We start from the raw sequence: 19450 nt of genomic DNA, 5'->3' as shown, positions 1-19450 counted from the left end.
ACAGTTTAAGAACGACACAAATTGTGAAGTTCTTTAATATATTAACCTAAGTTACCGAATTTCAATACATCACGTGCAATCATGACTTCTTCATCTGTTGGAATTACAATTACTTTGACTGGTGAATGTGGGTAATTGATAAATGCTTCTTCACCATGTAATCCAGTGTTTAGGCGTTGATCCCAATAAACACCCATAAACTCTAATCCTTCTAATACTTTAGCACGTACAGTATCAGAGTTTTCACCAACACCTGCTGTAAATACAATTGCATCTAAGCCGTGCATTCTTGTTGCATATGAACCCATATATTTATGAATTCTAGATGCGAATACATCCAATGCTAATTTAGCACGTTCATTACCTTCATTTGCATCTTGCTGAATATCTCTTAAGTCACTAGATGATCCTGAGATACCAAGAAGACCAGACTCTTTGTTAAGAATATTTAATACTTCTTCTGCATTTTTACCTGTTTTTTCCATTATATATGGAATTAACGCTGGGTCAAGGTTACCTGAACGTGTACCCATCGTAACACCTGCTAAAGGTGTGAAGCCCATTGATGTATCTACAGATTTACCGCCATCAATAGCTGCAATAGAAGCGCCATTACCGATATGACAAGAAATAATTCTAAGTTGATCTAATGGACGATCTAATAATTCAGCTGCTCTTTCTGATACATATTTATGACTTGTTCCATGGAAACCATATTTACGAATACCATAATCTTTATAGAAATGATATGGCAAACTATATAAATATGATTCTTCAGGCATAGTCTGGTGGAATGATGTATCAAATACAGCAACATGTGGAATACTTGGTAATAATTTTCTGAATGCTTTAATACCCATTAAATTGGCTGGATTGTGTAATGGTGCTAAATCAGTTAATGTTTCGATTTTAGCCAATACGTCATCTGTAACAAGTGCAGATTCAGGGAATAGTTCCCCACCATGTACAACACGATGTCCTGTACCTTGAATATCATTGATGTCATTAATAATATTATGTTCTTTCAATGCATCTAACATAATATTTACTGCAACATCATGATTTTCTATATCTAATGTTTCAGTTATTTTTTCTCCATTTACAGAAATTGAGAAAATTGAATTTTTTAACCCGATACGCTCGATTAACCCTTTAGTGATAACTTTTTCATCTGGCATTTCAAATAATTGAAATTTTAAAGATGAGCTACCGGCATTAATTGCTATTATTTTTGTCATTTAGACTTCCTCCTGATAATACTTTTCTATACTATTTAAACACTAATACAGTTATGAATCAAGCATTAACACAGTTTATGAAGAATGATTTTTTTCCATCCATTCATCTACTTCAGATAAAAACGTTTGCAATTGTGATTGTGCCTTAAAGTCAGGAATATTAGCAAGCAATACCTCTACACTCTTAGTATTTCCTTGATCTTTCTTTTGTAGGATCAATAGTGATTTACGTGACTGTTCTGTTTTGAATAATGAGTTAGGGAAATTCAAGAATGCTTGCATTTCTGTCTCTGTTGCAATATATTTTTGCAACTGTTTCACTTCTTCACCTTCAAATAATTTTGTAGGAACTATTAAAAAGACATATCCCCCAGGCTTAGTTGCAGTTACAGCTTGCTCTAATAATAAATAATGACTATAACTATGACCTTCACTAAAACCTAATTTCATTTCTTTACTACGCTCATCAACAGGATAATAGCCTACTGGTAAGTCACCAACTATTACATCTGCTTCCTCTAATGGTAAAGGCATAATCGCATCTTGTGGATATACATCAAATGGTATTTCTAAAAAGTTAGCTAAATGAATGCTTACACGTTGTAAAACTGGATCTACTTCAATTAAATGATGCATAACTGTTTTTTCTTGGTTTTGTTCATTAATTGTTGCACTTAAATGTCCAGTACCACTTGCGATATCTACTATATTTAGTGATTCTCTATTTTTATTAAATAAGTTTACAAGATAACTTAAAATAAACCCGATTGAATCAGGCGTCATTTGATGATTCGGTTGAATAACTTCTTCTTTTAATAAACTTAAATAAGCAAATTGGAATGCTTTTCTACGTTCTTGTAAAGTAGATTGCTCTAACAAATCTCTTTGGTTCGTATAAATTTCTTCCATTGCTAATCCTAAATTTTCAATATAGCTTTGGCCATTTTCGTCATGGAGGTCTTTACTTTTTACATCAAGTTTTTCAAATAATATTTCCATTATATTCTTTTCTTCAGTCATAATTGCCCTCTTTCGTATAAAAAGCTGTCCAATCTAATGGACAGCGATTTATGGTTGTTAATTAGTTTAAATTTCTAAAAGCTTCTAAAGCTTTATCATAGTCAGGATGGTTAGTACCTTCACTCACTACTTCAGCGTAAACTACTTTATTATCTTTGTCCAAAACAAATACTGAACGAGCTAATAAACGAAGTTCTTTCATTATAACACCAAAGTTTTCACCGAATGATAAATCACGGTGGTCACTTAATGTAACAACATTTTCTAAACCTTCAGCTGCACACCATCTTTTTTGTGCGAATGGTAAGTCATTAGATATCGTTAAGATAACTCCATCTTGTTCATTTGCAGCATCTTCGTTGAATTTACGAGTTTGTTGACTACAAACTCCTGTATCTAAAGAAGGTACGGCACTAATAAGTTTCTTTTTACCTTCATAGTCTTTTAAAGTCTTTTCAGATAAATCATTTGCTAATACAGTAAAATCTGGTGCTACTGAACCTACTGTAACTTCCTTGCCTAATATTGTAACTGGTTCATTCTTGAATGTAACTTGCGCCATTAAAAAAAGCCTCCTTATTCTTGATAAATATATTTTATCATGATTAAAGAGACTTTAAAATTTTTTTGTTTATAACATGCTTATCTTGTAGCCTTTTGGAAGTCGTTTCTTAGTTGAATATATTTATTTTTAAGCACTACTGTCTCACCAAAATAGTCGTGAATACCTTTATGTTTTTTATTAAAAGCTACAACTAAATATGGTATTCCTAATAATGCACCTGATATAATTCTTCCAATCCACTCTCTAAATAGTACATCTTTCAACTTCAGCGATTTTGCATCTTCTCTGTATACACTTAATCCTAGAATCATTTTACCGAGTGTTGCTTTAAAATAATATGTCATAAGTACAAAATATAAATAAAATATTAAGGCACTTACTATATTTCCAACGCTAAAGTATGGCACAAATAAATATTCATTTTTAATTTGTGTTAATGCAAATAGAGGACTTAACACTATTCCTTTAAAACCTGCTAAAGCCAATATATCAATGATATAAGCTAAAAATCTAACCCAGAATCCTGCAAATACGATGGATTTTATATCAGACATGTGTTTATTAACTGTACGCTCAATAACACTTTGTTCACGAGTTGTAGCGACTTGTTCGTAACTTGCTTCAGTCATTTAAAATCCCTCCTTACTCACCATACAAGTACATAGGTTGTGGTGATTTATTTGCTTTAACTAAAGATTCATATTTACTTAAATCATCTAAGCCCATCATAGAAGATATTTTACTTTTAGCTCCCATTGGGAAGTTTAAGAATCCTGATGATGTATCATAAGTTACGACTTGTGCATTTTTAGATTTAATATCACTTCTTAAGTCTTTAATTGCATCATCTTCATAACCAATCTCATCAATTAATCCATTTGATTTAGCTTGTTGTGCAGAATAAATTCTACCGTCAGCTAATTTTTTAACTTCAGATTCAGACATATGTCTACCATCTTTAATAACATCTACAAATTGTTTGTAGCTATCATCAATGATTGATTGCATAATATTACGTTCTTCTTTAGTCATATCTTTCATTGGATTTAATATTTGTTTATGCTTACCAGATGTTACGGATTCATCTTTAACACCTAAGTCATTGGCTAAATCTGCGTAATTTATACTTGAAATAATAACACCTAAAGAACCAGTTAATGTTTGAGAACCTGCATATATTTTATCTGCTGGTGTTGAGATATAATAACCACCTGAGGCAGCCATATTCTTCATTTGAACATATACTTTTTTATCTTTGGCTTTTATTTCTTCTAATTTTTTATGTATTTCATCACTCTCATATGTTCCTCCGCCTGGAGAATTCACTTCTAGTAGTACACCTTTAACGCTTTTATCTTTCTTGATTTTATCAAGTTGTTTTAAAAATGCTTGATGGTTATATCCTCCATCACTGAATAGTGATTCTTCCGCACCTGTATCTTGAATTGTACCATTCACAGATAATTTTACGATTTTATTACTACTATCACTACCAGATTGAACCGACTCGCTAATGCCATCTGAATCTGTCACAGTTTTTTTCCATGAATCATCCAAAAATATGCCAACAGTACTGACAACAATACCACCTACCACAAGAATAACAGCGATGATAATAGCAATAATTCTTTTAGACATAGTATCTTCCTTTCTATTTTAAATATTTACATTTATAATAATAACAGACTTTAATAATAACTGTAACTTTTGGGAGGAACAAATTATGGCAACAAAAAAACATATTTACTTATTCACTTCAAAAGATAGCGATGTCTTAGAGACTCGAAAAAAAATACAAAACCAAATGGAACCACATGGCTTTGAATTTGTATCAAATTATGATGATGCAGACATTATTGCTTCAATTGGTGGCGACGGTGGTTTCCTTCAAGCATGTAGAAAAACAAATTTCAACAAAGATAAAGTTTATATTGGAATAAAAACAAGATTAGATCAAAATTATTTATATGTTGATTTTAGCGTTGATGATATACCACATTTAATTAAATCAATAGATTCCGAAGAAGTTATGGTAAGAAAATACCCAGTACTAGAAGTAAATTTAAACAATCAAATGTCTTATATGTGTTTAAATGATTTTTACATTAAATCTAGCGTTATCAAGCCAATGAAGATGGAAATATTTATAGATGATGAATACTTCGAGGCATTTAACGGAGATGGATTATTGATATCTACACCAACTGGATCTACAGGTTATAATAAATCTTTAGATGGCGCAATTATAGATCCTAAAATAAGAAGTATGCAATTAACAGAAATTGCATCATTAAATAATAATAACTTTAGAACAGTAAGTAGTTCTGTTGTATTAGGCGATACAAGAACACTTAAAATTTCACTTGATAAAGAAGGCAATTATTATCCAATCATGGGTCTAGATAATGAAGCACTAAGTGTACAAGAAACTGATTTTATAAGCCTTAGAATTAAAGATAAATATATAAGAACACTTAAATTACCTCAAAATTCATTTTGGAGCAAAGTTCAAAGAAAATTCTTATAAAATTTTATAATTTCGTTCGTGCATGCTTGCCTATTTTTTATACAATCTTACGATTTCGTTCGTGCATGCTTGCCTATTTTTTATACAATCTTACGATTTTGTTCGTGCATGCTTGATTATTTTTTATACAATCTTACGATTTCGTTCGTGCATGCTTGCCTAGGGGTATGGTTCGAGCCTGTAGTCTCTCACTCATACTATTCCCTCAGGCGTCAGCACTTCACAAAATCGTTGAAATTATCTATTTTAATACAAAGATTAGAGGCTGAGACAAATAAATTGTCTCAGCCTCTAAGTTATAGAATAACTAAATTTGCACTAATTGGGAAAAGTGTAATCATGGATAGCTATATATACACTAATCTATAGAAATGTAAGCATGAGTACCTATATTTACACAAGTCGGAAGTAGTGTGAATGATTTTCACAAAAAATAAGAGCAGAAATTCAATTTTAATAATGAATTTCTGCTCTTTTTAATTTTCTAAGGCATTTATGCTCACGCTCTTTACATGAAATGACTATTAACGTAGTCGTATACATTTTTAAGTATTAATAGAATTGTGACTACTATAAATAAGACTTTTACATAGGATACACCTTTTCTTATAGCAAATGTAACGCCTAAATATGAACCGACTACCATAGCTGCTGCCATGCTGAATCCATAAATATAATTCACTTGTCCTAATATCATAAATAAAAGTAAAGCGCCTAGATTGGAAGCTAGATTTAAAAATTTAGCATTGCCTGCTGCATGTAAATAATCCAGTCCGATTAATAACAACATAAATAAAAAAAATGATCCGGTACCTCCACCTAAAAATCCATCATAATATCCGATTACTATAACACCTATTATGAATAAGATTGCTTTTTTAAGTGATAATTTCTTATATTTATTGATATCTCCCCAATCTTTTTTAACAATTGAGTAAACAGTCACTAATGCTAATATTATAATTGCGAGTGGTTTTAAATATTCTGGTGGTAAATATGTAGCAGTAATCGCACCAAATATTGAACCGACAAAACTTAATGGAAACAATTTTCCTACTATATCAAAATCTACTTTTCTAGCTTTTATAAACTTCATTGTACTCGTAAACGTTCCAAATGAACTTGCTAATTTATTTGTACCTAAAGCTGTTGCTGGATCCATACCTACAGCTAATAATGCTGGTAAAGAAATAAGTCCTCCTCCACCAACTACGGAATCTATAAATGATGCTATTAAACCAAATAAAATAATAATAAGTAAAATATTTAAATCAAATTCCATCTGGACATCTCCTCTACTTTAATGATAGCGACATCCCAACGTCATTATTAAAGTAGTTCATCCATCCACTCATCTTTTTGTTGCTGTATATCATCATGTTTAGAAATTGTAATTGTTTCTACATTTTTTACCGCTTCTTCGATTAATGGACCAAAATCAAATTTAGACTCAAAATATTCAACTTTTTCAAGTTTAGGATTTGTTTTTGGATTTTTTGGTGTAAATATTGTACAGCAATCTTCAAATGGTTGTATTGATAATTCAAATGTATTTATTGCTTTAGCTTTTTTAACGATGTCTTCTTTATCAAAAGTAAGTAACGGTCTTAAAATTGGCATAGATGTCACGCTATTGATTGCATACATACTACCTAAAGTTTGACTTGCAACTTGTCCAAGATTTTCACCATTGACGATTGCAAGTGCACCAATTTCATGCGCTACTTTTTCAGTTACTCTTAACATCATTCTTCTAGTACTCGTCATAGTAAAACTTTCTTCGACTACTTTATGAATTTGTTTTTGTAATTCTGTAAAAGGAACAATATGTAGTTTGATGTCTCCAGTTAAATTTGCAAGTTGCTTTGTTAAATCAATAACTTTTTGTTTCGCTTGTTCGCTTGTATATGGGGGACTATGAAAATGTATAGCTTCAATCGTCACGCCTCTTTTCATTACTTCCATTCCTGCTACTGGTGAATCAATTCCACCTGAAAGCATAAGTAATGTTTTACCACCCGTTCCTACTGGCAATCCTCCTACTCCTTCGAGTACTCGGTTATACATATAAATGGCATCTTTACGTACTTCAACTTTAATTTTATGATCAGGTTGCTTAACATTTACTGTTATATTTTCAGTGTTTTGAAGAACGTGTCCTCCTAGTTCTTGTTGCAGTTGAAATGTATCTAGTTCAAATGTTTTATCTGCTCTTTTTACATCAATTTTAAAAGTATCACCATCATTGAAATCCTCAGCAAACTTTATAGCAACTTCTTTCATAATGTCCAATTCTTTTTCAATTCTTATTATTGGACTTACTGAGTGTACGCCGAACACTGTTTGGATACGACTCATCATTTCTTCAATATCTGAACCTTCATGTACATCTATATACATTCTGTCACGATTAGCACGTACTTTATAACCTTGAAGTGGCATTAATCTACTTTTAATATTTGCTTTTAATTTATTAACGAACATATTTCTATTACCTGTCTTAAGGGTCAATTCCCCATATCTAACCAATATGTGATCATAATTCATATTTTAATAACTCCTTTACCTCATTATATACTTTGTCAAAGGCATCTTTAAATGCTTCTATTTGTTCGTTTGTTAAATCTGGTGCAATGCTTATTCTTATACTTCCTTCAATTATAATATTGCTTAGCCCCATAGCTTTCAATGTTTCATTATGAGAACTTTTTTTGGAAGAACATGCACTTGTAGTGGATAAATAAATTTCATATTTAGAAAATGCGTTAACTAATACTTCTCCTTTAACTCCTGGAAACGATACATTCAATATATATGGTGCAGCATCTATAGGAGAATTAATTAAAACCCCTTCATACTGATCAATAAATTGACGTATTTCTTTTCCTTTTTCAGTTAATAATTTAATATTACTATCCATTTGAGCATTCATTTGTCGCATTGCTTTTGTTAAAGCAATATTCACGGGAGCATTTACTGTACCACTTCTAATACCATACTCTTGTCCACCACCAAAAATAATTGGCTGAATCGTTTTTGCTTGCTTAAAGGCTAAAATACCAGAGCCTTTTAGTCCATGAAATTTATGCGCACTTAAACTATAGCTATCTACTAAATTAATATTTAAATTAACTTTACCAAATCCTTGAACACCATCTACGTGAAAATGTACTTTTGGATAGTCTTTTAAAATATTACTGATTTCTTCAATTGGTTGAATTTGTCCCATTATATTATTCACATGCATACACGTTACAAGTACAACGTCATCGTTAAGTAATTTTTTCAATGATGTAATATCTAACTTTCCATTCTCTAACGTGTTGATATATTGTAGGTTAAAACCTTGTTCTTCTAGTGCTCTCATAGTTTCTAGAACAGAAGGATGTTCAATTTTTGTAGTTAAAATTGTTTTACCAAACCTTTTCTTCGCTTGAGCCATACCTTGCAATGCTATATTATTTGATTCAGTCGCACCGCTCGTAAAAATGATGTCAAACTTATCGTTTAAGTTTAAGTACTGTTTTATATTATCTCTAGCTTTATCAATTAAATGAGCAATTTTCACACCTGCTGTATGAGGACTGTTCGGATTAAAAAAATATTGTGTATTCATTTGAATATATGATTGAATAACGTCCTCATTAGGTTTCGTAGTTGCAGCATTATCAAGATATATCATACTGTCACCTCTTTTTTTCATTATATAATGATACCATAAGTCATTTGCTATAGATATACTTATTAGCTCACAAAAGCATGTAGATAACATTTAGGGGCTGAGTAAATTCGTAGAATTCTTCATTAGGTATCGTTTCAACAATTTGATTTACAAAATGCGCAATATCATTTTTTGGAATTAAAACTTCAATATCTAGTGGTAGCGTTAATTGAGACATGTTATAATTTTTATACATAAAGCACCTCGTTAATTTATTTTTTGTGGTTATTAATTAAATTATGCGAAAGTGCTTTATTTTTTTGTATAAGAATTGATATTTTGTCACGATTTTGTAAAGTGCTGACGCCTGAGGGAATAGTATGCGTGAGAGACTACAGGCTCGAACCATACCCCTAGGCAAGCATGCACGTACAAAATCGTAGATTTTATAAATAAAGAAAAAAGAGCTAATCCGAAAATATGGATTAGCTCTTTTTATTTGAGAATGGGTATTTATGTCTCAGCCTCTATAGTTCTACTATTTTTTATTAACTTCTTCTTCAATTTTTTCACTGATTCCAGGTTCAACTTTTTCAAGTGCTGTTTCAGCAATTTCTACAGCTCTCTTATATCTATTATTAGCAAAGAGTCTTTCTGCTTCATTAAGACTTTTATTCAGTTCATTGTTTTCTTTTCTGTATCTATTACCATACTGAATTAATGTTTCTGCATGAACTGCATTAATTAAAACATCCGTCGTTTCATCTTCGAACTTATTCATTTGTAGTACAATATTACTCACTTTATCTTTAACATATTGTACATTGATTGGTCTTTGACTGAAGATTTTATTAACTTCACGAATTTCATGATCAATTTCATTCTTCATAATGATGAATCTTTCAGGTACACTAGGTAAATTCGACGCCAATAAATTTCTATATATTTCTTCTTTTTTAGATTGAACACGTAATGTGTTTTGTTGAGCAGTTGCTTCATCTTCTCTAAGTGAAACTAAGTGATTTTGAATTTTTTGTTGATTATCATTTATCACTTTAACATGTTCTTCAATATATAATAAGTTATCTTCCACTTCACTATATCGAACATTTGTCTTAGCCATTTCACCTAATATTTCATCATAAACACTGATAAGATTTTGTATTTCATTCTCATACTGTCTAACTTTATGAACATCTTCTTCTGAAATATAGTAATTTTCTCTAACATATTCAATTTCAGTTTGAAGTGTGTAGTTCATATCTTTTGCGTGGAATAATTCGTCTGTAATAATTTCTTTAGATTGTTCTACAGTATTTTTAGATTTCACTTCATGTTCAATCAAATCATACATATCATCTAAAGTATCATTTATTTCAATTATAATGTTCTCAGCTTTAGTCAATTCTAGTCTACCTATTAATGGTTCAACTAAATTAAGTTTGCCACGTAATGTTTGTAAAGTACCTTCAACTTTAACGTGTTCAAGATTATATCCTTCGACTTTTAAATCTCTACAACCAAATTTCAAGTCTTGGAACTGACCTGGTAATTCTTTTTGAACATCTTTAATCAACAATGGAATTTCATTCATATCTTCTTGCATGCGTTTCATATCTGTATTGAGTTGATCTATATGACCACTTGCTTTAATATAATGCCCATCTTCAACAAGTTCTTCATATTGCTCAATTCTAGGTAAAAATGCTTCAATATTTTTCTCAATAAGTTCTGCAGCATCACCAAATTGATGTCTGTTAGCTAATACTTCCCTTTTTGTTTCTCTATAAATTTGTTTAGATTCATCGTATAATTGGTCGCTTGTTTCTACTGTTGTCATTAATTCTGTAACACTCTGAGTTAAACGCGTATATTTCTTCTCTATACCATCCATGATTTTATTAGCATCAGCAATACTTTCTTCTGATTGAGAAAACTTAAATTTATCTAATTCTGCATCTGCGTCGTGAATTTTTGCATCTACAACTTTTAAATCTTCTTGTAAAACAGTTTGCCATTCCCTTTTGAATTGATCATACTTGTCCTTAGCTTCACCATGTATATTTAATTTTTTAAGTTTAGCTAATTCATCTTGAAAAGGTAATTGTTTAATTTTTTGCTTACGCTGCTCGGTCTCAGTAATCAAATTTCGCTTTGATGTACGCAACCATAACATTATACCAATACCAATTAATATAATGATTATAATTGCAAGTGTTATATAAATTGCCATTATGTATTCTCCTCCTAAATCGTTCTCTTTATTATAACGTAAAATATTTATCCAACAAACCTTTTTCTATGCAAAACATATTCAAAATCTTAAAATAGAGATATAATTCAAAAAAATAATGAAATGAGGAACAAAAAATGCCAGAAAATCAATTAGACTATACATTACTTAGTAGACAACTTGATGGTTTATTATCAGGTGAGAAAGATTTAATCGCTAATTTAAGTAATACTTCAGCATTTATCAATCAATTCTTACCAAATATAAATTGGATAGGTTTCTACCTTTTAAAAAATAATGCATTAAAACTAGGACCATTTCAAGGTTTACCTGCCTGTGTTGATATCGAAATAGGAAAAGGTGTATGTGGTACAGCTGTTTCTCAAAAAAAATCTCAACTTGTAGAAGATGTTAATGCATTTCCAGGACATATAGCTTGCGATGCAAATAGCCAATCTGAAATCGTTATACCTATATACTATAACAAAGAAATAATTGGTGTGTTAGATATCGATGCCCCAGTTAAATCACGATTTAGCAAAGAGGATTTACAAGGTTTAGAATTACTTGTTCAAACTCTTGAACAGCATATTCATATTTAAAATATAAATTGACATCCCCCTTCCAAAAAGGTATACTATTCTTTGTGTGAATTAACGAAAGTAGCAGTTAAATATTATAGGGCTCTATGTTATTCCCAAAGAAGGTGTGTTGTGTAACCGCGGCTGCAAGGTGAAGACACAAAAACATAACATATCCTTATGAGCATTTAACATTCTTTCTTGTTTCTTCATAACATTCAAACAAGAAAAAGGAGGAACTTCATTATGGCAAGATTTAGAGGTTCAAACTGGAAAAAATCACGTCGTTTAGGAATTTCATTAAGCGGTACAGGTAAAGAATTAGAAAAACGTCCTTACGTACCAGGTCAACATGGTCCAACTCAACGTAAAAAATTATCTGAGTATGGTCAACAATTACAAGAGAAACAAAAATTACGTTTCATGTACGGAATTAACGAACGTCAATTCCGCAGTATTTTCGAAAAAGCTGGTAACATGAAAGGTGTTCATGGTGATAACTTCATGGCACTATTAGCTTCTCGTTTAGACGCAGTAGTTTACCAATTAGGTTTAGCTCGTACTCGTCGTCAAGCACGTCAATTAGTTAACCACGGTCACGTAACTGTAGATGGCGCTCGTGTAGACATTCCATCTTACACTTTAAAACCAGGTCAAACTATTAGCATTCGTGAAAAATCACAAAAATTAAACATCGTATTAGAATCAGTAGAATTAAGTCACCACGTACCTGATTACTTAACTTTCGATGCTGACAAATTAGAAGGTACTTTCGTACGTGTTCCTGAACGTAGCGAATTATCAGCTGAAATCAATGAACAATTAATCGTTGAGTACTACTCTCGTTAATAGTTATTGCAAAAACCACTTTCAAATTGAAAGTGGTTTTTATGTTTTTGATTATTTAATTCCCCTTATGTTTTCAACCATTGTTCTATTTTTTGAGGATAATCCGTTATGATGCCATCTACATTTAAATTAATCATTTTTCGAACAGTCTCATCGTCATTAATAGTATAAGGCATTACTTTCATATTTACTTTGTGTGCTTCGTCGACAAATTTTTTTGTAACTATTTTATAATTTGGATTTATGAATGTCGCATATTCCCCTATTTTTCTTATAGAATCTCTACTTATGAATCGATCTTTCTTTTTAATGAGAACTCCTAACTCAATTCTAGAGTTTAAACTTTTAAATTTTTGAATGGATTTTTTGTTAAAAGATTGTATGATGATTTGTTGTTCATTGATGTCATTAGCAATTAAGGATTCAAGAATTTGTTCTTCTATACCCGGATATTTTTCTGGTTGCTTAACTTCGATTAAAAGTTTAATATCTGTATTTCTAATTAAATGTAATACATCGTCAAATAAAGGTATACGTTCTCCTATAAATTCTTCACCTTTCCATTTGCCTATATCATATTTTTGTAATTCCTTATAAGCTAAGTTTTTTATTTCGCCTTTTTCTAGTGAAGTGCGTTCTGTTGTAGGATCGTGCATTATAACAAGTTTATGATCTCGCGTTCTATGTATATCGATTTCGAGCATGTCTATATTTAATGTAAGTGCAAATTTATAAGATGCTATTGTATTTTCTGGTACTAGCGAAGGTACCCCTCTATGTGCTACTTTAATTATAGATTGTGGATTATACACATTCATTGTCTACTCCTTAATAATCAGTCATACTATAGATTATACCCAAATATATTTATTTAAAGAAAGGAACATTATAATGACAACACATATTTTTGACTTAAAAGGAACTTGGACTAAAGGTAGAAATGCTTCTGGTCATATAACTACAACTAATTTATCTACTCGAGTATCTATTCCAGAGGTTATGGATGGACCTGAAATTGGTACAAATCCAGATGAAATGTTACTCGGAGCTGCATCAACTTGCTACATGATTACTTTAGCTGCGATGATTGAACGTTCTGAAATTGAAATTGAAAGAATTGAAGTGAATTCAAAAGGACATGTTGATGTTGAAAATGACGTGATCACTTATAAAAAAATAGAACATTTCCCTGTAATTTATTTAAGTGAAGAACCTGATGAAACGCTACAAAAAAAATTAAATAGACTCGTTCAAAAAGCTGAAGAATCATGCATGGTTACGCGTGCATTAGCTGGAAATGTTCAAGTTATAGCAACTGGAGAAATAAGATTTTAAAATGAAAGCGTTTTAATCAGAATTTTCAATAAATTCACTATTATTTTATTATTTTCTCTGCTACAATATAGAACATAAATTCAGTAAGGAGTGTTTATATATGTATCAGCATGATTCTTTATTACTCGCACCAGGTCCTACTACTGTTCCAAGGGAAATATTAGAAAGAATGAATCTTCCTATGACAGGACATAGAACTAAGGAATTTAGTCAAATCATTCATCAAGCATCAAGAGATTTACAAACAATTTTTGGAGCAAAGCATCCTGTAGCTATTTTAACTTCCTCAGGTACAAGTGCTCTTGAAGCAGCTATGGTTAATATAGCCAATCCAGAAGATAACATTGTGATAATTGTTTCAGGAGCATTTGGCGATAGGTTTAGAAAGATAGCTTCTTCATACCCTTTCAATGCACATATTTTTGAAGTTGAATGGGGAAAAGGTGTTGATTTAAAAGAATTCGAAACATATTTAAACTCACTTAATGTAGATATTAAAGCTGTATTTACACAATTTTGTGAAACTTCAACTTCTGTAAAACACCCTATCAACGAATTAGGAAAATTAGTAAAAGCATTTAATCCTGATATTTATTTTATTGTTGATGGCGTAAGTATCATCGGTGCAGTTGAAGTTGATATGGAAGAAGATAATATCGATGTTCTCGTTTCAGGTAGTCAAAAGGCAATTATGTTACCACCTGGAGCTGCTTTTGTAGCATATAATGACAGAGCAATTGAACGATTTAAAGAAGTGACGACTTCAAGATTTTATTTAGATTTAAATAAATACATAACTTCTTTAAATGATGATTCAACTCCATTTACACCTGCTGTATCACTTATTAGAGGTGTTCAAGCATATTGTGATTTAATTCGTGAAGAAAAATTTGAAAATACAATTAAAAGACACGAAGTATGTAAAACTGCAGTTAGGGAAAGTTTAAAAGCGTTAGGTATGACTTTGTTAGTTGAAGATCAATTTGCTTCCCCTACTGTAACTGCTTTCGTACCAAACAAAGATGAAGTAAAACAAATTAAAGATGAATTACTTAGCAGATTCAATATTACTATCGCAGGTGGTCAACAACATCTCAAAGGTACTATTTTAAGAGTTGGTCATATGGGTAAAGTTTCTCCTAATGATATGTTGCAATTTATAAGTGCATTAGAAATTATACTTTCAGAAATTCGTGATGAATCAGTAATTGGTAAAGGTGTTTCTAAATTCCAGGAGGTCGTAAATCAATATGTTTAAAGTAATCGTAGTAGATCCAATTTCAGAAGAAGGTTTAAAGAGTTTAACTGACCATGAACAATTTGAAGTAGACATAAATACTGGTCTAAGTGAATCAGAACTTATTAACATTATAGATAGCTATGATGCTTTAATCGTTAGAAGTCAAACCCAAATTACACCACCTATTTTAGATGCAGCAAAAAACTTGCGTGTTGTCGCTAGAGCTGGTGTAGGTGTTGATAATATTGATATAAACTATGCAACTAAACAAGGTATTTTAGTTATTAATGCTCCTGATGGAAACACCATTTCAGCTACTGAACATTCAATGGCTATGATATTATCTATGGCTCGTAACATTCCTGAAGCACATCGTTCATTACAAGATGGTAACTGGGATAGAAAAAAATACCGCGGCACAGAATTATACAAAAAAACACTTGGTGTAATCGGTGCTGGTAGAATTGGACTTGGCGTTGCTAAACGTGCTCAAAGTTTCGGTATGAATATTCTTGCATTTGACCCTTATTTATCAAGTGACGATGCAAAGAGATTAGAAATCACAAGAGCAACAGTTGATGAAATTGCTGAACAAGCTGATTTTATAACTGTCCATACTCCACTAACACCAAAAACGAAAGGTCTTGTAAATGAAGACTTTTTCAATAAAGCTAAACCAAACTTACAAATCATCAATGTTGCTAGAGGTGGAATCATCGATGAAGATGCACTTATTAAAGCTCTAGATGAAGGGAAAATAGAGAAAGCAGCACTTGATGTGTTTACAGAAGAACCTGCGAACAACACGCCATTAACACAACATGAAAAAATCATTGTAACGCCACATCTTGGAGCTTCTACTATTGAAGCTCAAGAAAAAGTTGCTGTCTCAGTTGCTAATGAAATCATCGACATTTTCGAAAACAATAATGTTCTTCATGCAGTTAACGCCCCTCAAATGTCAGGTGAAGTTGAAGAAGAATTAAGACCATTTGTTGAATTAAGTAGAACAACTGGTGAAGTTGGTATACAACTATTTGAAAAAGGTCCAAGAGAATTAAAAATTAAATATCATGGCGAAATAGCACTTGATGACACTAGCTTAATTACAAGACAACTTGTAATGGGCGTATTGCAACAAGATTTAGGTGATCATGTTAATTTAATCAATGCATTAGTACTTCTAAATGAGCAAGGCGTTACGTACCAAATTGAAAAAAATAGTAAAAAGTACGGATTCAGTAACTATATAGAATTAGAATTAGTAAATAAAGAGCATTCTATAAAAATAGGTTCAACCGTATTAAATGGCTATGGTCCAAGAATCGTTCGTATCAACGATTATCCTGTAGACTTTAAACCAGAAAAACATATGCTATTAATTCATCATAATGATCAACCAGGAATTGTAGGTAAAATGGGACAAATCCTTGGTGAACATGGGATTAATATCGCTTCAATGCATTTAGGAAGACATTCTATAGGCGGCGAAGCATTAATGGTATTGTCAATTGATGATGAAGCTTCTGAAGAAACAATAGCTGATTTATTTGCTATAGAAGGCTTCCAAAGCATAAATAAAGTAGAACTTAATCAATCATTATAAACAATAAAGCTGAGACATAACTCAAAACAAATAAGCATATCACTTAACTGATTTTTTCTAGTTTAGTGATATGTTTTTTTATAAGTTTTACGATTTTGTTCGTGCATGCTTGCCTAGGGGTATGGTTCGAGCCTGTAGTCTCTCACACATACCATTCCCTCAGGCGTCAGCACTTCACAAAATCGCTCTCAATATCTATTTTTATACAAAGATTAGAGGCTGAGACAAATTAATTGTCTCAGCCTCTTAGTTATAGAATAGCTAAATTTGCACTAGTTGGGAGAAGTGTAATCATGGGTAGCTATATTTACACTAGTCTAAAGAAGTGTAAGCTTGGGTACCTAAAGTTACACTAATCTATAGAAGTGTAAGTATGGGTACCTATAGTTACACTAGTCTAAAGAAGTGTAAGCATGGGTATCCATATTTACACTAGTCTAAAGAAGTGTGAGCATGGGTACCTATAGTTACACTAATCTATAGAAGTGTAAGCATGGGTAGCTATAGTTACACTAGTCTAAAGAAGTGTAAGCATGAGTATCTATATTTACACTAGTCTAAAGAAGTGTAAGCATGAGTAGCTATATTTACACTAGTCTAAAGAAGTGTAAGCATGAGTATCTATATTTACACTAGTCGGAAGTAGTGTGAATGATTTTCATAAAAAATAAGAGCAGAAATTCAATTTAATAATGAATTTCTGCTCTTTATAAATTTCTAGGACATTTATGTCCAAGTCTTTTATTTTTACTTTTTTATAATAAAATATTTCTAATATCTAATACATTATTTACAATATAATCTGCGTCATAAGACTCTAATTCAGCTTTAGCTGCTTGACCTTTTAATCCTGTTAATGTACCTATAAAAGTGGCCCCTGTCTTCTTAGCACTTAATAAATCTGCTAATGAGTCACCCACAATATATATGTTTTCATTTTCAAAAATCATTTTTTGATTCTGTATATATGTTAAATATTTCTCTGAATCATTACCACTATTGGCAATTAAATAACTAAATGGATTCGGTTTACCAAGTGGTTTGTGTTCCGGGTATGTTGTTTCAGCATTCAGCACTTCAGATGCAGTACCAATGTGAAATTCATCAAATTGTTTTAACCACCCTATTGTTTCAAACGGTACTAATGTTTCAGTTCTCGGTCTTCCTGTAGCAATACCTATTTGATATCCGACTTGTTTTAAATCTTCGAGTAGTTGTGTAACCTTATCAATATCTGCTAAAACAACTTCTTCTTTAATATATCCATTCTTATATGTTGTTCTAGCTGTTTTATGTTCTACTTCTTCATATAATTCTGTACCTAAATACCACTCTTGATATACTTCTTGAGCAATATCCCAGAATTTACTCTTGAGTTCAAAAATTGAAGCATCTTCAACGTTAAGTTCCTCTTTTGCAAAAGCAATTAAATCATGATAAATATTTTCTTTACCTGATGTTGCTTTAGATAAAAATTGTAACGGCGTTTCAATATTAATTTGCGCCCCATTAAGTTTGTTTGCATAATCTTTTAATGTTGCTTCACTGAAATTATCGTTACTGAGATCTAATTTTGAACCTTCTACTTTTTTTAACAATTCAATTAAATGAGTACTTATTACAATAAAAAGCATATCCCAATTTGAATTTAATCCTAAAGACTTTAATTGATTCAAAATTTTGTCATCAATAAACATATCTTTTCTAATTTGCTGTATATCATTTTCCGTTAAATTCTCTAAACTTATTGAGCTTTTTAAATTCAGAAATGATTGACTATGTAATAATTCATAAACAGTCAGCGCTGATACATCGAAACATCTTTCTTCACTCAAAAACACACCATCTACATCAAATAATACTTGTTTCATAATATGCCTCCATTTTTTGAACATTCTGATTATAATTTTAGCATAGTTTCAAATTGAAAACAGTACAATTAAAGCATCTTGAGGATGTAAACGCTTTACATAAATTAGTTCTACTTTTAATGCGCCTCTTATCAGTAATTTTGCTTAGATCTGCTTTTAACGTACCTCTTATTAGCAATTTTGCCTAGAATTGCTTTTAACATACCTCTTATCAGCAATTTTGCCTAGAACTGCTTTTAACACACCTCTTATCAGCAATTTTGCCTAGTTCTGCTTTTAACGTACCACTTATCAGCAATTTTGCTTAGAATTGCTTTTAACACACCTCTTATCAGCAATTTTGCCTAGAACTGCTTTTAACGTACCCCTTATCAGCAATTTTGCCTAGAACTGCTTTTAACACACCTCTTATCAGCAATTTTGCCTAGAACTGCTTTTAACGTACCGCTTATCAGCAATTTTGCCTAGTCCTGCTTTTAACGAAGTCAAGTCCATAATTTTGTGTAATATCTTTAGATGTAATCAACCATTGGTTTTTCTATGGTATTAACAAAATATATCTGCTTGGTTTTTAGCTGATATATTTTGTTAATCTCTACTAATTTTTAAAAAATTAGTAGTAATTCTAAGTAATAAAAGGTCGTTTCGAACTATCAAAATTTTCTTGGATATCCATAAGTACAGCACCAATTAATCTAAAAGCAGAGTCTAAATTAGGGAAAGT

General features: G+C 31.3%; 17 protein-coding genes. 6 read left to right on the top strand and 11 right to left on the bottom strand.

Annotated elements, in window-relative coordinates; all coding sequences use genetic code 11:
- Window positions 1-41: 41 nt before the first annotated feature.
- The 5 genes from B2G86_RS01605 to sppA all read right to left on the bottom strand — a co-directional run bounded on the left by B2G86_RS01605 (window position 42) and on the right by sppA (window position 4461).
- Window positions 42-1238 (bottom strand): acetate kinase, encoded by a 1197-nt coding sequence (locus B2G86_RS01605; RefSeq protein WP_078356395.1) that lies wholly within the window; start codon window positions 1236-1238, stop codon window positions 42-44.
- Window positions 1239-1313: 75 nt separating this feature from the next.
- Window positions 1314-2258, bottom strand: coding sequence for a class I SAM-dependent methyltransferase (locus B2G86_RS01600; RefSeq protein WP_078356394.1), 945 nt, complete (start codon window positions 2256-2258; stop codon window positions 1314-1316).
- Between the two features lie 61 nt (window positions 2259-2319).
- Window positions 2320-2820: a thiol peroxidase gene (tpx, locus tag B2G86_RS01595; RefSeq protein ID WP_078356393.1), complete on the bottom strand. Its 501-nt coding sequence runs from the start codon at window positions 2818-2820 to the stop codon at window positions 2320-2322.
- An 80-nt stretch (window positions 2821-2900) separates the two neighbouring features.
- On the bottom strand, window positions 2901-3452 hold the full coding sequence (locus tag B2G86_RS01590; RefSeq protein WP_078356392.1) for an RDD family protein: 552 nt from the start codon (window positions 3450-3452) through the stop codon (window positions 2901-2903).
- A gap of 13 nt (window positions 3453-3465) precedes the next feature.
- Entirely contained in the window at window positions 3466-4461 is a 996-nt protein-coding gene (gene sppA / locus B2G86_RS01585) for a signal peptide peptidase SppA (RefSeq protein ID WP_078356391.1), read from the bottom strand.
- Between the two features lie 85 nt (window positions 4462-4546).
- On the opposite strand from sppA, the gene B2G86_RS01580 reads away from it, so the two are divergent.
- Entirely contained in the window at window positions 4547-5350 is an 804-nt protein-coding gene (locus B2G86_RS01580; protein WP_078356390.1) for an NAD kinase, read from the top strand.
- A gap of 508 nt (window positions 5351-5858) precedes the next feature.
- Here the strand turns inward: B2G86_RS01580 and B2G86_RS01575 are convergent.
- From B2G86_RS01575 to ezrA, 4 genes are all read right to left on the bottom strand, one after another.
- Window positions 5859-6632, bottom strand: a complete 774-nt coding sequence (locus tag B2G86_RS01575; RefSeq protein ID WP_078356389.1) for a sulfite exporter TauE/SafE family protein — start codon at window positions 6630-6632, stop codon at window positions 5859-5861.
- A 47-nt stretch (window positions 6633-6679) separates the two neighbouring features.
- Window positions 6680-7897 carry a tRNA uracil 4-sulfurtransferase ThiI gene (gene thiI, locus B2G86_RS01570; RefSeq protein ID WP_078356388.1) on the bottom strand — a complete coding sequence of 406 codons (1218 nt, stop codon included), beginning with the start codon at window positions 7895-7897 and terminating at the stop codon, window positions 6680-6682.
- On the bottom strand, window positions 7887-9032 hold the full coding sequence (locus B2G86_RS01565) for a cysteine desulfurase family protein (protein WP_078356387.1): 1146 nt from the start codon (window positions 9030-9032) through the stop codon (window positions 7887-7889). The genes thiI and B2G86_RS01565 overlap by 11 nt, the downstream gene beginning before the upstream one ends.
- 517 nt (window positions 9033-9549) lie before the next feature.
- Window positions 9550-11244, bottom strand: a complete 1695-nt coding sequence (ezrA, locus tag B2G86_RS01555) for a septation ring formation regulator EzrA (protein ID WP_078356386.1) — start codon at window positions 11242-11244, stop codon at window positions 9550-9552.
- Between the two features lie 137 nt (window positions 11245-11381).
- On the opposite strand from ezrA, the gene B2G86_RS01550 reads away from it, so the two are divergent.
- Together B2G86_RS01550 and rpsD are read left to right on the top strand one after the other, a co-directional pair.
- A complete protein-coding gene (locus B2G86_RS01550; protein ID WP_078356385.1) occupies window positions 11382-11846 on the top strand; it encodes a GAF domain-containing protein in 465 nt (154 codons plus the stop codon).
- Between the two features lie 225 nt (window positions 11847-12071).
- Window positions 12072-12674 (top strand): 30S ribosomal protein S4, encoded by a 603-nt coding sequence (gene rpsD, locus B2G86_RS01545; protein WP_078356384.1) that lies wholly within the window; start codon window positions 12072-12074, stop codon window positions 12672-12674.
- 65 nt (window positions 12675-12739) lie between these two features.
- On the opposite strand, the gene B2G86_RS01540 is transcribed toward rpsD, so the two are convergent.
- Window positions 12740-13492 carry a glycerophosphodiester phosphodiesterase gene (locus B2G86_RS01540; protein ID WP_078356383.1) on the bottom strand — a complete coding sequence of 251 codons (753 nt, stop codon included), beginning with the start codon at window positions 13490-13492 and terminating at the stop codon, window positions 12740-12742.
- A gap of 73 nt (window positions 13493-13565) precedes the next feature.
- Between B2G86_RS01540 and B2G86_RS01535 the strand changes: the two genes are divergently transcribed.
- The 3 genes from B2G86_RS01535 (at window position 13566) to serA (ending at window position 16855) form a co-directional block, all read left to right on the top strand.
- The gene (locus B2G86_RS01535; protein WP_078356382.1) at window positions 13566-14009 is read left to right on the top strand and encodes an SACOL1771 family peroxiredoxin; all 444 of its coding nucleotides are present in this window, start codon (window positions 13566-13568) and stop codon (window positions 14007-14009) included.
- A gap of 100 nt (window positions 14010-14109) precedes the next feature.
- Window positions 14110-15267 carry a pyridoxal-phosphate-dependent aminotransferase family protein gene (locus B2G86_RS01530; protein WP_078356381.1) on the top strand — a complete coding sequence of 386 codons (1158 nt, stop codon included), beginning with the start codon at window positions 14110-14112 and terminating at the stop codon, window positions 15265-15267.
- Complete coding sequence (gene serA / locus B2G86_RS01525) at window positions 15260-16855, top strand: phosphoglycerate dehydrogenase (RefSeq protein ID WP_078356380.1); 1596 nt, start codon at window positions 15260-15262, stop codon at window positions 16853-16855. The genes B2G86_RS01530 and serA overlap by 8 nt, the downstream gene beginning before the upstream one ends.
- 755 nt (window positions 16856-17610) lie before the next feature.
- On the opposite strand, the gene B2G86_RS01520 is transcribed toward serA, so the two are convergent.
- Window positions 17611-18726: an HAD family hydrolase gene (locus B2G86_RS01520; protein ID WP_078356379.1), complete on the bottom strand. Its 1116-nt coding sequence runs from the start codon at window positions 18724-18726 to the stop codon at window positions 17611-17613.
- Window positions 18727-19450: the final 724 nt, after the last annotated feature.

The organism is Mammaliicoccus fleurettii, assembly GCF_002018435.1.
GTDB lineage: Bacteria > Bacillota > Bacilli > Staphylococcales > Staphylococcaceae > Mammaliicoccus > Mammaliicoccus fleurettii.
This window is presented reverse-complemented; position numbering and strand designations above follow the sequence as displayed.

Coding starts and splice junctions, on each gene's coding strand:
- B2G86_RS01605 (WP_078356395.1), bottom strand. CDS start 1,238: ATGACAAAAATAATAGCAATTAATGCCGGTAGCTCATCTTTAAAATTT.
- B2G86_RS01530 (WP_078356381.1), top strand. CDS start 14,110: ATGTATCAGCATGATTCTTTATTACTCGCACCAGGTCCTACTACTGTT.
- B2G86_RS01550 (WP_078356385.1), top strand. CDS start 11,382: ATGCCAGAAAATCAATTAGACTATACATTACTTAGTAGACAACTTGAT.
- B2G86_RS01575 (WP_078356389.1), bottom strand. CDS start 6,632: ATGGAATTTGATTTAAATATTTTACTTATTATTATTTTATTTGGTTTA.
- serA (WP_078356380.1), top strand. CDS start 15,260: ATGTTTAAAGTAATCGTAGTAGATCCAATTTCAGAAGAAGGTTTAAAG.
- rpsD (WP_078356384.1), top strand. CDS start 12,072: ATGGCAAGATTTAGAGGTTCAAACTGGAAAAAATCACGTCGTTTAGGA.
- B2G86_RS01580 (WP_078356390.1), top strand. CDS start 4,547: ATGGCAACAAAAAAACATATTTACTTATTCACTTCAAAAGATAGCGAT.
- B2G86_RS01540 (WP_078356383.1), bottom strand. CDS start 13,492: ATGAATGTGTATAATCCACAATCTATAATTAAAGTAGCACATAGAGGG.
- B2G86_RS01590 (WP_078356392.1), bottom strand. CDS start 3,452: ATGACTGAAGCAAGTTACGAACAAGTCGCTACAACTCGTGAACAAAGT.
- B2G86_RS01520 (WP_078356379.1), bottom strand. CDS start 18,726: ATGAAACAAGTATTATTTGATGTAGATGGTGTGTTTTTGAGTGAAGAA.
- tpx (WP_078356393.1), bottom strand. CDS start 2,820: ATGGCGCAAGTTACATTCAAGAATGAACCAGTTACAATATTAGGCAAG.
- sppA (WP_078356391.1), bottom strand. CDS start 4,461: ATGTCTAAAAGAATTATTGCTATTATCATCGCTGTTATTCTTGTGGTA.
- B2G86_RS01535 (WP_078356382.1), top strand. CDS start 13,566: ATGACAACACATATTTTTGACTTAAAAGGAACTTGGACTAAAGGTAGA.
- thiI (WP_078356388.1), bottom strand. CDS start 7,897: ATGAATTATGATCACATATTGGTTAGATATGGGGAATTGACCCTTAAG.
- B2G86_RS01600 (WP_078356394.1), bottom strand. CDS start 2,258: ATGACTGAAGAAAAGAATATAATGGAAATATTATTTGAAAAACTTGAT.
- ezrA (WP_078356386.1), bottom strand. CDS start 11,244: ATGGCAATTTATATAACACTTGCAATTATAATCATTATATTAATTGGT.
- B2G86_RS01565 (WP_078356387.1), bottom strand. CDS start 9,032: ATGATATATCTTGATAATGCTGCAACTACGAAACCTAATGAGGACGTT.